At 69.7% G+C, this 12,225-nt stretch carries 15 protein-coding genes and 1 pseudogene; 6 read left to right on the forward strand and 10 right to left on the reverse strand.

Going from position 1 to position 12,225, the window contains the following annotated elements; genetic code table 11:
- Positions 1-13 precede the first annotated feature (13 nt).
- Positions 14-1,186 (forward strand): MFS transporter, encoded by a 1,173-nt coding sequence (locus FB600_RS24110; RefSeq protein ID WP_013696795.1) that lies wholly within the window; start codon positions 14-16, stop codon positions 1,184-1,186.
- Between the two features lie 127 nt (positions 1,187-1,313).
- Here FB600_RS24110 and FB600_RS24115 read toward each other — a convergent pair whose 3' ends face one another.
- Positions 1,314-2,675: an MFS transporter gene (locus FB600_RS24115; RefSeq protein ID WP_145757387.1), complete on the reverse strand. Its 1,362-nt coding sequence runs from the start codon at positions 2,673-2,675 to the stop codon at positions 1,314-1,316.
- A 342-nt stretch (positions 2,676-3,017) separates the two neighbouring features.
- Between FB600_RS24115 and FB600_RS24120 the strand changes: the two genes are divergently transcribed.
- The gene (locus FB600_RS24120; protein ID WP_096749656.1) at positions 3,018-3,824 is read left to right on the forward strand and encodes an EAL domain-containing protein; all 807 of its coding nucleotides are present in this window, start codon (positions 3,018-3,020) and stop codon (positions 3,822-3,824) included.
- A gap of 56 nt (positions 3,825-3,880) precedes the next feature.
- Here the strand turns inward: FB600_RS24120 and FB600_RS24125 are convergent, their stop codons facing one another.
- Positions 3,881-4,672: an IclR family transcriptional regulator gene (locus FB600_RS24125; protein WP_145757386.1), complete on the reverse strand. Its 792-nt coding sequence runs from the start codon at positions 4,670-4,672 to the stop codon at positions 3,881-3,883.
- Positions 4,673-4,748: 76 nt separating this feature from the next.
- Between FB600_RS24125 and FB600_RS24130 the strand changes: the two genes are divergently transcribed.
- Positions 4,749-5,936 carry an acyl-CoA dehydrogenase gene (locus FB600_RS24130; protein WP_017921807.1) on the forward strand — a complete coding sequence of 396 codons (1,188 nt, stop codon included), beginning with the start codon at positions 4,749-4,751 and terminating at the stop codon, positions 5,934-5,936.
- Between the two features lie 81 nt (positions 5,937-6,017).
- Here the strand turns inward: FB600_RS24130 and FB600_RS24135 are convergent, their stop codons facing one another.
- Complete coding sequence (locus FB600_RS24135; RefSeq protein ID WP_013696790.1) at positions 6,018-6,656, reverse strand: peroxiredoxin; 639 nt, start codon at positions 6,654-6,656, stop codon at positions 6,018-6,020.
- Between the two features lie 327 nt (positions 6,657-6,983).
- Between FB600_RS24135 and FB600_RS24140 the strand changes: the two genes are divergently transcribed.
- From FB600_RS24140 to FB600_RS24150, 3 genes are all read left to right on the forward strand, one after another.
- Positions 6,984-7,286 carry a YqjD family protein gene (locus FB600_RS24140; RefSeq protein ID WP_013696789.1) on the forward strand — a complete coding sequence of 101 codons (303 nt, stop codon included), beginning with the start codon at positions 6,984-6,986 and terminating at the stop codon, positions 7,284-7,286.
- 108 nt (positions 7,287-7,394) lie between these two features.
- Positions 7,395-7,784, forward strand: a complete 390-nt coding sequence (locus FB600_RS24145; protein WP_025101889.1) for a phage holin family protein — start codon at positions 7,395-7,397, stop codon at positions 7,782-7,784.
- A 44-nt stretch (positions 7,785-7,828) separates the two neighbouring features.
- The gene (locus tag FB600_RS24150) at positions 7,829-8,320 is read left to right on the forward strand and encodes a DUF3318 domain-containing protein (protein WP_105820205.1); all 492 of its coding nucleotides are present in this window, start codon (positions 7,829-7,831) and stop codon (positions 8,318-8,320) included.
- A 109-nt stretch (positions 8,321-8,429) separates the two neighbouring features.
- On the opposite strand, the gene FB600_RS24155 is transcribed toward FB600_RS24150, so the two are convergent.
- The 7 genes and pseudogenes from FB600_RS24155 to glyA form a co-directional block, all read right to left on the reverse strand.
- On the reverse strand, positions 8,430-8,906 hold the full coding sequence (locus tag FB600_RS24155) for a type IV pilin protein (RefSeq protein ID WP_261383448.1): 477 nt from the start codon (positions 8,904-8,906) through the stop codon (positions 8,430-8,432).
- 17 nt (positions 8,907-8,923) lie between these two features.
- Positions 8,924-9,487 (reverse strand): hypothetical protein, encoded by a 564-nt coding sequence (locus FB600_RS24160; RefSeq protein WP_244116466.1) that lies wholly within the window; start codon positions 9,485-9,487, stop codon positions 8,924-8,926.
- 44 nt (positions 9,488-9,531) lie between these two features.
- The gene (locus FB600_RS24165) at positions 9,532-10,332 is read right to left on the reverse strand and encodes a type IV pillus assembly protein (protein WP_013696784.1); all 801 of its coding nucleotides are present in this window, start codon (positions 10,330-10,332) and stop codon (positions 9,532-9,534) included.
- Positions 10,329-10,736 carry a hypothetical protein gene (locus tag FB600_RS24170; protein WP_036048087.1) on the reverse strand — a complete coding sequence of 136 codons (408 nt, stop codon included), beginning with the start codon at positions 10,734-10,736 and terminating at the stop codon, positions 10,329-10,331. The genes FB600_RS24165 and FB600_RS24170 overlap by 4 nt, the downstream gene beginning before the upstream one ends.
- On the reverse strand, positions 10,733-11,290 hold the full coding sequence (locus FB600_RS24175) for a GspH/FimT family pseudopilin (RefSeq protein ID WP_145757384.1): 558 nt from the start codon (positions 11,288-11,290) through the stop codon (positions 10,733-10,735). The genes FB600_RS24170 and FB600_RS24175 overlap by 4 nt, the downstream gene beginning before the upstream one ends.
- A gap of 161 nt (positions 11,291-11,451) precedes the next feature.
- The gene (nrdR, locus tag FB600_RS24180) at positions 11,452-11,931 is read right to left on the reverse strand and encodes a transcriptional regulator NrdR (protein WP_096749664.1); all 480 of its coding nucleotides are present in this window, start codon (positions 11,929-11,931) and stop codon (positions 11,452-11,454) included.
- Between the two features lie 6 nt (positions 11,932-11,937).
- Positions 11,938-12,225 (reverse strand): annotated as a pseudogene (gene glyA / locus FB600_RS24185) (serine hydroxymethyltransferase); the annotation flags it as partial.

The following is a 12,225-nucleotide window of genomic DNA, read 5'->3' on the forward strand; positions in this document are numbered from 1 at the left end:
AGCATCTCGGCCGATGAAAACGATCCTCACCCGCGATTTCCTGGCCCTGATCCTCAGCGTCGCCGTGGTCGGCCTCGGCACCGGCGCCACGCTGCCGCTGACCGCGCTGGCGCTCACCGAGGCCGGCCACGGCACCGGCGTGGTCGGCATGCTGACGGCCGCGCAGGCCGGCGGGGGCCTGGCGATCGTGCCGTTCGTGACCTGGCTCACGCGCCGCTACGGCGCGCGCGAGTCGATCGTGGTGTCGGTGCTGGTGGTGGCCGCGGCCACTGCCGCGATGCAGGTGCTGGACAACCTGGTGGTCTGGGCGGTGCTGCGCGCGTTGTGCGGCGCGGCCTTGATGCTGTTGTTCACGATCGGCGAGGCCTGGGTCAACGAGCTCGCCGACGACGCCACCCGCGGCCGCGTGGTGGCGATCTACGCCACCAACTTCACGCTGTTCCAGATGGCCGGGCCGGTGCTGGTGAGCCAGGTCGCCGAGCTGCACGGCACGCGCTTCGCGCTGTGCGGCGCCCTCTTCCTGCTGGCCCTGCCGACGCTGGCCGCGATCCGCCGGCCGCCCGGCTCGGGCGGCCCGCATCACGAGGAGAGCCACGATCACTGGCGCCGCGTGCTGCCGCTGATGCCGGCCCTGATCGTCGGCACCGCCTTCTTCGCGCTGTTCGACACCCTGGCCCTGTCGCTGCTGCCGATCTACGCGATCGAGCGCGGCGTGGCGGCCGGCGTGGCCGTGCTGCTGGCCTCGATCACCCTGCTCGGCGACACCACCATGCAATTCCCGATCGGCTGGCTCGCCGACCGGCTCGGCCGCGCCCGCGTACACCTGGGCGCCGGCATCGTCGTCACCCTGCTGCTGCCGCTGCTGCCCTTCGTGATCACCGATCCCTGGCTGTGCTGGCCGCTGCTGTTCGTGATCGGCGCGGCGGCCGGCAGCACCTACACGCTGTCGATCGTGGCCTGCGGCGAGCGCTTTCGCGGCGCCGCGCTGGTCACCGCCAGCTCGATGGTGTCGGCCTCCTGGAGCGCGGCGAGCTTCGGCGGCCCGATCCTGGCCGGCTCACTGATGAATGCCTGGGGCAGCGATGCGTTGGTCGGCGTGATGGTGGCCGCCTCGCTGGCCTTCGTGCTGGCCGCGCTGTGGGAGCGCCGGCGCGTGCCGGAAGGCGGCGTGCGCGGCGAGGCCTGAGCGGCCGGCGGGCGGGGCTTGCCGGCTCGTGCGCCGCCCATCGAACCCCGCTCCGGTTCCTTTCCCTGAACGCGGCCCGGCAAGCGACCGGGCCCGACTCGGTCCGACCAGGGCGCCGGCGCGTGTCTCAGGCGGCCCGGCGCGCGGCGCCGTCACGCCCGCGCGTGGCCGCGCCGAGCCCCAGCACGAACAGCGCCGAGGCCAGCACCGGCAGCGCCGCGGCATGGAACAGCGCCTCGTTGCTCCAGTTCAGCGCGATCAGCTGCCCGCCCACCAGTGGCCCGAGCACCGAGCCGATGCGGCCGATGCCGAGGCTCCAGCCGATCCCGGTCGAGCGCAGCGCCGTCGGGTAGTACTGGCCGGCCAGCGCGTTGACGGCCGGTTGCCCGCCCACCACGCAGAAGCCGCCGGCAAACACGGCCAGCAGCAGCCACGGCAGCGAGGCCGCGGCCAGCCCGATCGCACCCACCGAGACCGCCGCGCAGACGAACAGCACGCGCACGAATCCGTAGCGCTCGATGAAGCTGCCCAGCAACAGCGTGCCGATCACGCCGCCGGTCTGCAGCGCGGTGCCGACGATCACGGCCATCGAGGCGGAATAGCCGGCCTCGCGCATCACGGTCGGCAGCCAGTTCGACAGGAAGTACAGGTCGATCAGGTTCATGAAGCTGATCGACCACAACAGCAGGGTGACGGGCAGGCGCCCGGCGCGGAACAGCTCGGCCACCGGCGCGCCCTCGGCGCCCGCCTCGCGCACCACCAGGCGCGTGCCGGCGTCGATTGGCAGCGCCGGCGCGAAGGCCGCCAGCCAGGCGCGAGCGCGCTCGAGGCGCCCCTTCAACACCAGGAACTGCAGCGACTCGGGCAGCCAGGCGAGCATCGCCAGCGCCAGCAGCAAGGGCACCGCGCCGCCGACGTAGAACACCGCGCGCCAGCCGAAGGCCGGGATCAGCGCGGCGCTGAGAAAGCCGCCCAGCGCCGCGCCGAGCGTGAAGCCGCAGGACACGAACATCATGCGCCGCACGCGCCGCGCCGGCGGGCTGAACTCGCCGACCAGCGCCATCGCGTTCGGCATGATGCAGCCCAGGCCGAGCCCGGTGACCAAGCGCAGCGCGATCAGGGCGGGAATGGTCGAGACCAGCGGCGTGGCCAGCATGCTCAGCGCGAAGAACAGCGTCGCGCCGATCAGCACCGGCCGCCGGCCGATCCGGTCGGCCAGCACCGACAAGCCGAGCGCGCCGAGCAGCATGCCGAACAGGCTGGCACTGAACACCGGCCCGAGCGAGGCCTTGGCCACGCCCCATTCGGCGATCACGCTGGGCGCGACGTAGCCCATCGCCTGCGCGTCGAAGCCGTCGATCACCAGGCAGGCGCCGCACAGCACCAGCAGCATCGCGTGAAAGGCGGGCCGGTGCGTCTCGTCGAGCACGCGCTCGACCTCGAGCACCGCCGCGCCGGCCTCGGCCGGGCTTGCCTGCGGCGCGCTCATCGCGTGCTCCCTGAAACGATGTTTCGGAGATAGCGCGGCGGCGGGAGGATCGGGATCGGGGACAGGGATGGCATCGAGGGCGGCTCCAGTTCGGCGACGGGCGCACCACGGCCCGGCGGCGGCTCGTGGGCGCGCGCAAGGCGGGTTCGGAAGAAGGTGCCGGCGCGTCGAGCGTTACGAATAGTAAAACCAATTATGGATATCGTAATCGCCGTATACCCTGAGTCGGCAATCCGGGCCGATATCCATATGAGCAAAACGGTGAAACGCGTATCGTGCCCGCTGCTACTATGCTTGAGGTAATCCGGCTGCACGACGGCCGTTCGCCCACCCGACGAATCCATGATCCCGCCCACCATCCCCGAACTGGTCGACCGAGCCGGCAAGCTGCCCTATCTGCGCGAGCACATCGCCCTGGCCGCGCAAGGCGAGCTGGCCGTGGCGCGCCTGCACGAGCTGACGCTCGGCAGTGCCTATCAACCGATCTACGACGTGACGATGCCGGGCGCGCCGCAATCCTCCTCACTGGCCGACGCGATCGAGCGCTACGGCGACGAGCTCGGCTTCCAGGCGGTGCTGCGCGCCGACGGCGCGCCCTTCGACCCGTTCGAGGCGCTCACCGACGATCCGACGCTGGTGGCGGTGGACCGGCTCTCGCGGGCGCTGCATGCGATCAACTTCTTCGGCGCGCAACGGCACGGGCTGCTGTTCCTGCGCGTGCACGAGCGGCTGCTCAAGAGCGTCAAGTACGATCACGGCAAGCATTTTTCCTCGGTGCTGCGCCACTTCGGCCTGAGCCCCGAGCGCATCGTGATCGAGCTGCCGGCCGCCGCGGTCGCGCACAAGACCTTCCTCGGCTACCTGACCAAGAGCTACCAGCATCACGGCTTCAAGGTCGCCGACAAGCTGCCGGATCCGGGCCGCATCCTGGCGGTCGAATCGGAGATGGCCAGCCCCGACTACATCAAGATGGATGCCGCGATCGCCTTGCGCGACGGCATGGTCAAGGCCCTGGTGGGTTACGCGCTGCGCGTGAGGATCCCGATCATCTTCGACCAGGTGGCCGACGAGACGCAGTTCTCGCTGCTGCGCCAGTACGACGTGCGGCTCATGCAGGGCCCGGTGTTCGCGCAGCCGGCGCACGTTTGATTCGAGCGACGCCTCGGCGGGCGCACCGCCCGCCCCGAGATGAGCACCGGCCGGCCTCAACCCGGCTCGCCCAGCCTTTGCGCGAGCGCGCGCAGCTTCGGGCCGATGCGCCTGCGAAACACCTCCTCCCCCATCGACGACGCCGGCCCGCTGCAACTGAGGATCAGCCAGCGCCGCTCGCGCGGTTCGCGGTAAGGCACGGCCACCGCGTTGACGTCGTCGTGCCAGTCGCGGAACGAATAACAGCAGCCCTCGCTCGCGTAGTCGGCCAGCGCGCGCGCGGCCGCGGCCACGCGCGCGGCCGCCGCGCGCGCCGGCCTCACGCCGCGCCGCAGTTCCGCGAACAAGGCCTCGCGCTGCTCGGCCGGCTGCACCGCCAGGTAGGCGCGCCCCATCGAGCTGGTCAGCATCGACAGGCGCGAGCCGGGCGCGAGACCCAGCGTGAGCGCGGTCTCGCTGCGGATCGTCTCCAGGTAGATCATGTCGAGACCGTCGCGGCAACCGAGCGAGACGGCCGCGCCGATCTCGCGCGCCAGCGCCTGCATGTGCGGCCGCGCCAGATCGAGCGCGCCGCTGCCCGCCAGCAGCGCGTGACCGAGCGACAGCACGCCGGCGTCGAGCGCGTACTTGCCGAGCGCCTCGTCCAGGCGCAGGTAGCCGAGCACGCTGAGCGTGTAGGCGAGGCGGTTCACGGTCGCCTTCGGCAGGCCGGTGCGCTCGACGAAATCGCGATTGCCGAGCAGGGTCTCGCCGGGACGGAAGGCGCGCAGCAGGTCCAGGCCGCGCGCCAGCGCGGTGACGAAGCGGCGCTCGTCGTAGGTGGTGGGATCGGGACGGGAAGGATGCATACGATGCTACACTGGACGCCAATTTGCAAAACATTGTTCCGCACAGCGGAACCTCAGTCAAGCAAGGAGAAGACTCATGGGCGCTGCCGCCTTCCATTGGGATGACCCGCTGCTGCTCGACCAGCAGCTCGCCGACGACGAACGGATGGTGCGCGACGCCGCGCAAGCCTATGCGCAAGGCAAGCTCGCGCCCCGTGTGACCGAGGCCTTCCGCCACGAGCGCACCGACGCGACGATCTTCCGCGAGATGGGCGAGATCGGCCTGCTGGGCCCGACCATTCCCGAGCAATACGGCGGCCCGGGCCTCAACTACGTCAGCTACGGGCTGATCGCGCGCGAGGTCGAGCGCATCGATTCGGGTTATCGCTCGATGATGTCGGTGCAGTCCTCGCTGGTGATGGTGCCGATCTTCGAATTCGGCTCCGAGGCGCAGAAGCAGAAATACCTGCCGAAGCTGGCCAGCGGCGAGTGGATCGGCTGCTTCGGCCTAACCGAGCCGAATCACGGCTCGGACCCGGGCAGCATGGTGACGCGCGCGAAGAAGGTGGCGGGCGGTTACGCACTGTCGGGCGCGAAGATGTGGATCACCAATTCGCCGATCGCCGACGTGTTCGTGGTCTGGGCCAAGCTCGACGAGGACGGTAAGGACACGATCCGCGGCTTCATCCTCGAGAAGGGCTGGAAGGGCCTGTCGGCGCCGGCGATCCACGGCAAGGTCGGCTTGCGCGCCTCGATCACCGGCGAGATCGTGCTCGACGAGGTGTTCGTGCCCGAGGAGAACCTGCTGCCGGAGGTGAGCGGCCTGCGCGGGCCCTTCACCTGCCTGAATTCGGCGCGCTACGGCATCGCCTGGGGGGCGCTGGGCGCCGCCGAATCCTGCTGGCACACCGCGCGCCAGTACGTGCTCGATCGTCAGCAGTTCGGCCGGCCGCTGGCGGCCAACCAGTTGGTCCAGAAGAAGCTCGCCGACATGCAGACCGAAATCACGCTCGGGCTGCAGGGCGTGCTGCGCCTGGGCCGCATGAAGGACGAAGGCACGGCCGCGGTCGAGATCACCTCGATCATGAAGCGCAATTCCTGCGGCAAGGCGCTCGACATCGCGCGGCTCGCGCGCGACATGCTCGGCGGCAACGGCATCTCGGACGAATTCGGCGTGGCGCGCCACCTGGTCAACCTCGAGGTGGTCAACACCTATGAAGGCACCCACGATATCCATGCGCTGATCCTCGGTCGCGCGCAGACCGGCATCCAGGCCTTCTTCTGAACGCCGGGCGCCATGTAAAAAAGGCATCGCGATCACTCGCGATGCCCTTTTGCATTCAGGCGCGCCGCGGCGCCCGAGCCATTACTTGTTCGGCTGCGGCGTGAGGCGCAGGTACGGACGCACGGCCTTGTAGCCCTTCGGGAAGCGCTGCTTGAGCTCTTCCTCGTCCTTCAGCGACGGCACGATCACCACGTCCTCGCCATCCTTCCAGTTGCCCGGCGTGGCGACCTTGTAGTTGTCGGTCAGTTGCAGCGAGTCGATCACGCGCAGCACTTCGTCGAAGTTGCGCCCGGTGCTGGCCGGGTAGGTGATGGTCAGGCGCACCTTCTTGTTCGGGTCGATCACGAACAGCGAGCGCACCGTGAGCGTCTCGTTCGCGTTCGGATGGATCATGTCGTACAACTGCGAGACCTTGCGATCGGCATCGGCCAGGATCGGGAAGTTCACGCTGGTCGACTGCGTGTCGTTGATGTCGCTGATCCAGCCCTTGTGCGATTCCACGCTGTCCACCGACAGGGCGATCGCCTTCACGTGGCGCTTCTCGAATTCGCCCTTGAGCTTGGCCGTCAGGCCCAGCTCGGTGGTGCACACCGGCGTGTAGTCGGCCGGGTGCGAGAACAGCACGCCCCAGCTATCGCCGAGCCATTCGTGGAACTTGATGCGGCCGAGGCTCGAATCCTGCTCGAAGTCGGGGGCGATGTCGCCAAGACGCAGACTCATGTTGCTCCTCCTGGATGAATGAACCGGTGGTGGGCACCGCGCACGGCACGCGCGCGGCCAAACCTCAAGCTTACGACAAGCGGCTGTCCGGACAACGATTATTCCGTCAGATCGTCATGAGAAATTGTCATTTTTTCCCTGCCGCTTGAAAGTTTGGTGAAACTTTTTCGTCGGCGATTCACTCCCTCCTTACAATCGCCAAGTCGTTTACCATGGCCCGGCATGCCGTCCGGCAGGCCCGGGCCGGATCCGGCGCTCCGCTCGCCAGCGGGCACGGGTTTCGCTAGGATGTCGGCTACGCGGTACCTCTGCACAAAGGGAGTTGCAATGTCGGAAGTCAACAAGGAGAAACTGATGTCGGATATCAAAACCGTTCTCGCGGATGCGGAAGACCTGCTGAAACAAGCCGCGGCCACCACCGGTGACCGTGCGTCGGAGCTTCGCGAGAAGGCGCTCTCGCGCCTGAAGCAGGCGAAGGAAAAGGCGGCCGACGTCCAGGTGGTGGTCGTCGAGAAGGGCAAGAAGGCGGTACGCGCGACCGACGACTATGTCCACGAGCATCCGTGGACCTCGATCGGCGTCGCCGCCGGCGTGGGCGTGCTGATCGGCCTGCTGATCAACCGCAAGTAAGCGTCGCCCCGCGGCGCCCGCGAGCGGCGCCGCGTCCCGCCGCCGGGCCCGCCGGCGCACCGCGCCGGCCGGCTCCGGTCACCCCCTGCACGCGCAAGCGCTCCAAACATGACAACCAATACGCCACCGCCTCATCCCGCACACGGCCCTCTGCGCCGCCTGCTCGGTTCCGTATTCGCGCTGCTGCAAACCCGGCTGGAGCTGCTCGGGATCGAACTCGCCGAGGAGAAGGAACGCCTGATCGGCGTGCTGTTCCTCGGGCTCGCCGCGATGATGCTGGCCACCATGGCCCTGATCAGCCTGACCGTGCTGATCGCGATCGCCTTCTGGGACAGCTACCGCTGGCAGTCGCTGGCCGCGATCACGGCGGTCTACGCGATCGGCGCGCTCGGCTGCGGCCTGAAGGCCCGCGCCGGCCTGCGCGAGGCGCCAAGCGTCTTCGAGGCCACCCTGCACGAGCTCGAAAAGGACCGCGAACTGTTTCGCGGCAAGCCCTGAATCCCGGGTCCCGTAACCCGCCGTACCTTTCGCACCCACGCGCCATGAACCAACCCGCATCGGACGACCTGTTCCGCCAGCCGCGTTCGCGGCGCAAGCTCAGCGCCACGCAGTACCGCGCGCTGCGCAAGGAACTGCTGATCCTGCGCTCGGACGTCGAGCGCCTCGAACTCGCCCAGGCCGGCGGCGAACTGCGCGAAGCCCTGACCCACTTCCGCTGGCTGAAGCTGCTGATGCCCGGTTTCTCGGGCGGCTCGCTCAGCAAGTCGGCGAAGGGGCTCAATGCCAGCCTCGGCTCGCTGGTCAGCCAATATCCGCTCGTCAGCTCGCTCGCCTCGGCCGTGCTCGCCAAGCCGGTGCGCTCGCTCGTCACGCGCGGCGCCGGCCCCGCCGTCAAGTGGGGGTCGATCGGCTTCGCGGTCTGGGAGGCCTACCAGATCTGGAAGGGCGCCCAGCGCGAGAAAGCCGCCGCCGAGGCGATCAGGGTGGGTGGCGCGGCGACCGGCGCCAAAGCCGGCGTCGGGAAGCAGGACTAGCGCGCTGGCAGCCGGCACGCGCCGGCTGCGCGATACCTCGCGCGCTTAGCCTGTTTCGGCCGCATTCGCCTCATCGCCTTATTGTCCCCGCCTGCCGCGCGCGACCGCGTCAGCGCATCGTCCAGCACTCGGGGCGCGGCACGCCCGGGCCGCTCGCTCCCGGCGGACGGTTACCGCGCAGGCCATCGGCACGCAGCAGATAGGTGCCGCAGGGATCGTCGCGCATCGGCCCGTTCGGCACCGGTGTCGCGCTCAGCCAATAGCCCCCGGCTGGTGCCGGCTCCGCCGCGAGCCGATAGACGGGCGGCCCCTGCTCCGGCGCCGTGCCGAGTTCCATCCCTTCCCCCTGCCCTGTCGTTTCGAAGCCATCGCGCTCGGCGAGATCCTGCGCGACGCGATACAGCGCCGTGACCGCGCCGAGACGATGGCCGCGATCGATCTGGCGCCGGTACGAAGGCACCGCGAACGCCGCGATCAGGGCCGCCGCGGCCAGCGCGATCATCAATTCGATCAAGGTGAAGCCGCGCCTGCGCAACGGGCGCTCGATCGTCCCCGGACGAGATACCGGGTGCTTTGGAGCTTGCATCGCCACCTCGTCCCCGCTCACCACGGCGCCGCCGCGACACGCCGCCAGCGGCGCGCCACCTGGCGTCCGTCCTCGAAGGCGAGCTGCAACTGCAGCCAGACCGTGGTGGCCCGCGTGCTGCCGGTGCCGCGCGCGGTCAGCAGATAGGCCTGCCAGCGCGGCCGCGACGCGATCGGCCAGCGCTCGATCAGACAGGATGGCGCGGCCGCGGCACCCTGCCAATACGCGAACGGATGCAAGGCGGCCGGCCCTTCGAGGGCGCCTGGCTGACGCCAGCCTTCCGGCTCGCCCGCCACCGCGAGAACCTCGCCGCCGGACGACAGCGAGGCCCGCGTCGGCTCGGCGGCAAACGCGACGCGCTCCGCGAGACTGCGCTCGCAGACGGCGAGCGCGGCCTCGGCCGCATGGAACGCGATGCTGCGCGATGCGAATGCCGCCACCGAACGCGCTTCCGACATCGACATCTCGAACCCCGCCGCGCTGGCCACCAGCAGGGCCGAGATCAGCACCAGCACGCCGGGCAGCGCCGCCCCGGACACGCATTCGCGCGGCGCCCGGGCGCGCCCCTTCCGGAGCTTCACGACGATGCGACCGGGACTCGAATGCGCGGCACATGTGTATGTCGTCATCCGTCGCCTCCGTCCATGAAAGCCGCATTGCGCACCGCCAGCCAGCGGCGCGAGATCCAGCGTCCCCGGCCGTCGTGTATCGGCTGGCTGCGGCCATCGCAATCGGTGTAACGGCGCATCCTAGAACCGACCGCGCCGCGCGCCTGCACGCAGACCTCGACGGCCTGCACCCGCTGCCACGCGTCGTCGACCAGGGACGAGGCCTCGTCCCATGCCGCGCGGCCACGCAGGCGGTAACGCACACGCAAGCGCTCGACACCTTCGACGAGCGGCTGGGCCGTGCCGCTGTGGCCGCTGCCTTCGCAATACAGCTCGGGCTCGCCGGTCACGCTGCTGGCCCGCACGAAGTAGCGATCGACCACCAGCGGCGCCGAGCTGCCGTCGCCGATACCCTGTCCCAGACAATCGGTGACAAGCCCGCCGCTGGTCGGCCAGGTCGAGATCGTGTCGCCGACGTAGCGCACCAGCAGGCCGTCGGAACTCGCGCCGGCCCCGGCACAGCCCGGCCGCAGCGCTTCGCCGGATGGACGGCCGGCGCTGCAACCGAACAATGGCGCGAACGGTGCGCCGCCGCTGGCGTCGAGCGGGCTGAATCCCGCCATGCGCACCGATCGGGCGATCAGGGTCAGCGCCGTGGCAGCAGCGTCGCGCGCTCGCACGGCCTCGATCGAGCTGACATGTGCCGCGCGCTGGGTCCGGTACAAGGACAGCGCCGTCGTCATCACCAGCGCGGCCAGCACCAGCGCCACCAGTGCCTCGACCAGCGTGTGGGCGCGGCAGCGCCGCCGTCGGCTCATCGCTCGCCTCCTCCGGAGAACGCCAGCGAGACGCAAGTTCGCGGTGCGCGGACCGCCGTGGAGACAGCCGGCTCACACGTGGCGTCCTGCGGCGATGCCGTCGAGCCGCGCGACCAGCGCAGCTCGACGTGTGCCAGGCCATCGCGCGTGGTCTGCTTGAAACGCGGATCGACCAGCACGGTCGAGGCCCGTTCCCAATCGACCATCGTCGTGCCACCGGCACCGGCCAGTTCCGCCCATGAATCCACGAAGCCGAGCGCCGTGGCGCGCGCGGCCGAATCCGCCGCGGCGGCACGCATGGCAAGTTGCGCACCGAGTACGGCGATGGTTGCGCTCGCAAGCAACAACAGAGCGATCGTGACCTCGAGCAGGGAGCTGCCGGTGCTGGCACGGGCACGCCTCATGGTTGCGCTCCGCAAGGCCCGGCGGACATGCGCGCTCGACCACCGGCGGCGATCCGGATGCACCGCGAGAAACGCCTGGCCTCGACATCGGCCATCGCCGCGCGCGGCGAAAATTCGAAGCGCCGGAATCCGCCCATCACCTGCCCGACCGGCGGCGTGAATACCACGTCGGCCACCGCGCCATCGACACGCACGTCCCGATCGGCGGGAATCCGGCGCAGCAGCGTGCCGCCGCCGCCGGAAGCATCGAATGCCATCACCGACCATCCGCACGACCAGGCCCCGTCGCCTGCTTGCCCGCACGCGCTGCCGGCCGTGTCGCAGGGCGGCTCGCCGTTGCCCCGGCACAGCACCACGCGCACGCCGCGCGTGAGCGCCTCGATGCGCGCGGCGGCCAGTGCCGCCAGCATCGACGCGGCCCGCGCCTCGACACGATCGCGCTGCCGCCAGGCCACGAACGGCGGCACGGCATAGGCGGCCACGATCGCGATCAGCGCGACCGCCACCATCGATTCGATCAGCGTGACGCCCGCCATTCCTCGTGCCCTGCCCATCGTCTGCTCCCGTGCATCACCGTGATGCGAGGACTGTAGCGAGACGAGCGCGAGCGCGCCATTGGCCGAACGGCCGAATGGCGCGCGTCGACACCGCCGGTGACAATCGTCGCGACGGAATCGAGTTCAGGAGGTCGGGAATGAAGCGGGGAAGCGTGGGATCAGCGTTTGCGGACCGGCTTCGGGGGCACGGTGCGGCGAAATTCCTCGATCACGTCGGCGAATTCGGAGACATCCTCGAAGCGCCGGTAAACCGAGGCGAAGCGCACATAGGCGATGGTATCGAGCTCGCGCAGCTCGTTCATCACGAGCTCACCGAGCTTTTCGCTGCGCACCTCGCGCTCGCCGGTGGCGAGCAGTTGGTACTCGATGCGGGCGACCGCCGCGTCGATCGCGTCCGCTGCAACGGGCCGCTTGCGCAGCGCCAGTTGCATGCTCGCGACGATCTTGCGACGGTCGAATTCGGTGCGGCTGCCGTCCTTCTTGACCACCGCCGGCAAGGCCAGCTCGACCCGCTCGTACGTCGTGAAACGCTTGTCGCAGGCCGAGCAGCGGCGGCGCCGACGAATCGCGGCGCCGTCCTCGGACACGCGGGAATCCACTACCTGCGTGTCGTCATGCCGGCAGAACGGGCAGCGCATGGTCGATCAGCGATAGACCGGGAAGCGCTTGGTCAGCTCGGCCACCTGGCCGCGCACGCGCTCGATGGTGGCCGCGTCTTCCGGCGCATCCAGCACGTCGGCGATCAGGTTGCCGACGATCTCGGCTTCCTTCGCGCCAAAGCCGCGCGTGGTCATCGCCGGCGAACCCAGGCGGATGCCCGAGGTCACGAACGGCTTTTCCGGATCGTTCGGGATCGCGTTCTTGTTCACCGTGATGTGCGCCGCGCCCAGCGCCGCTTCCGCCGCCTTGCCCGTGATCTTCTTGGCCTGCAG

The sequence above is a fragment of the Burkholderia sp. SJZ089 genome, assembly GCF_007828315.1.
GTDB classification, from domain to species: domain Bacteria; phylum Pseudomonadota; class Gammaproteobacteria; order Burkholderiales; family Burkholderiaceae; genus Burkholderia; species Burkholderia gladioli.

Excerpts from the sequence above, each read along its gene's own strand:
- FB600_RS24110 (WP_013696795.1), top strand. The coding sequence starts at position 14 with ATGAAAACGATCCTCACCCGCGATTTCCTGGCCCTGATCCTCAGCGTC.
- FB600_RS24115 (WP_145757387.1), bottom strand. The coding sequence starts at position 2,675 with ATGAGCGCGCCGCAGGCAAGCCCGGCCGAGGCCGGCGCGGCGGTGCTC.
- FB600_RS24120 (WP_096749656.1), top strand. The coding sequence starts at position 3,018 with ATGATCCCGCCCACCATCCCCGAACTGGTCGACCGAGCCGGCAAGCTG.
- FB600_RS24125 (WP_145757386.1), bottom strand. The coding sequence starts at position 4,672 with ATGCATCCTTCCCGTCCCGATCCCACCACCTACGACGAGCGCCGCTTC.
- FB600_RS24130 (WP_017921807.1), top strand. The coding sequence starts at position 4,749 with ATGGGCGCTGCCGCCTTCCATTGGGATGACCCGCTGCTGCTCGACCAG.
- FB600_RS24135 (WP_013696790.1), bottom strand. The coding sequence starts at position 6,656 with ATGAGTCTGCGTCTTGGCGACATCGCCCCCGACTTCGAGCAGGATTCG.
- FB600_RS24140 (WP_013696789.1), top strand. The coding sequence starts at position 6,984 with ATGTCGGAAGTCAACAAGGAGAAACTGATGTCGGATATCAAAACCGTT.
- FB600_RS24145 (WP_025101889.1), top strand. The coding sequence starts at position 7,395 with ATGACAACCAATACGCCACCGCCTCATCCCGCACACGGCCCTCTGCGC.
- FB600_RS24150 (WP_105820205.1), top strand. The coding sequence starts at position 7,829 with ATGAACCAACCCGCATCGGACGACCTGTTCCGCCAGCCGCGTTCGCGG.
- FB600_RS24155 (WP_261383448.1), bottom strand. The coding sequence starts at position 8,906 with ATGCAAGCTCCAAAGCACCCGGTATCTCGTCCGGGGACGATCGAGCGC.
- FB600_RS24165 (WP_013696784.1), bottom strand. The coding sequence starts at position 10,332 with ATGAGCCGACGGCGGCGCTGCCGCGCCCACACGCTGGTCGAGGCACTG.
- FB600_RS24170 (WP_036048087.1), bottom strand. The coding sequence starts at position 10,736 with ATGAGGCGTGCCCGTGCCAGCACCGGCAGCTCCCTGCTCGAGGTCACG.
- FB600_RS24175 (WP_145757384.1), bottom strand. The coding sequence starts at position 11,290 with ATGGGCAGGGCACGAGGAATGGCGGGCGTCACGCTGATCGAATCGATG.
- nrdR (WP_096749664.1), bottom strand. The coding sequence starts at position 11,931 with ATGCGCTGCCCGTTCTGCCGGCATGACGACACGCAGGTAGTGGATTCC.